The following is an 866-nucleotide window of genomic DNA, read 5'->3' on the forward strand; positions in this document are numbered from 1 at the left end:
CTAAAAGAGATGCTAGGGCGGCAGAAAACAGGCTCAGATAAAGAACGAGTGCAAGTATTGTACTTACTGAAAAGCAAGCAAGTTGGTACAGTACAAGCCGCCGCTCAACTAATCGGGAGAAACCGTAGCACAGTGCAAGAGTGGATCAGAGGATATCGAGAGGGAGGAATAGCAGGAATACTAAGCCATAAACCAAGAGTAGGCAGAATACCCAAAATCCCAAAGTGGGCGCAAAAAGCACTGGACAAACAACTGCAACAGGAAGAAGGATTTAATAGCTACGGAGAGATCCGACAATGGCTACAGGAAAAACTAGGAATCGAAAGTACCTATAAAAATGTGCATGACTTGGTGCATTACCGAATGAAGGCAAAACCAAAGGTAGCCCGTCCCTATAGTGCCAGTCAAAACCAATCGCAGGCTGAGGACTATAAAAAAAACTCTCAGAGAACCTAGCGATGATTGCATGGTATGTCGTGACTGTATTGGGCGTAACAGGAAAAGTCCGTTTCTTTTGTCAAGACGAAACAAGGATTGGTCTGAAAACTATCAGTGGTCGTAAAATAACGGCTCGTGGTGTCAAGCCCAAGGCAAAAGTCCAGTGGCAGTTTCAGGCAACATGGCTATACGGCATCGTCGAACCAGCCACGGGAGAGAGCTTCTTCTATGAATTTAGCCATCTCAACACTGACTGTTTTCAAATATTTCTTGACCTAGTATCCGAGCAATTTGCGGACAGCTTTATTATCATGCAAGTCGATCAAGCTGGTTGTCATCGCGCTAAGCGGTTACGATTGCCGAGCAATATCATTTTGATATTTCAGCCTGCTCATTCTCCAGAATTAAACCCAATTGAGCGCGTTTGG

At 44.8% G+C, this 866-nt stretch carries 2 protein-coding genes; both read left to right on the forward strand.

What is annotated here, in order from left to right:
• The coding region (locus CQ839_RS24630) for a helix-turn-helix domain-containing protein (protein WP_146048815.1) at positions 1-456 on the forward strand (456 nt) is incomplete at its 5' end.
• A gap of 2 nt (positions 457-458) precedes the next feature.
• Positions 459-866 (forward strand): IS630 family transposase (locus CQ839_RS24635; protein ID WP_146048816.1); only part of this gene is annotated, 408 nt, incomplete at its 3' end.

Source organism: Pseudanabaena sp. BC1403 (assembly GCF_002914585.1).
Lineage (GTDB): Bacteria > Cyanobacteriota > Cyanobacteriia > Pseudanabaenales > Pseudanabaenaceae > Pseudanabaena.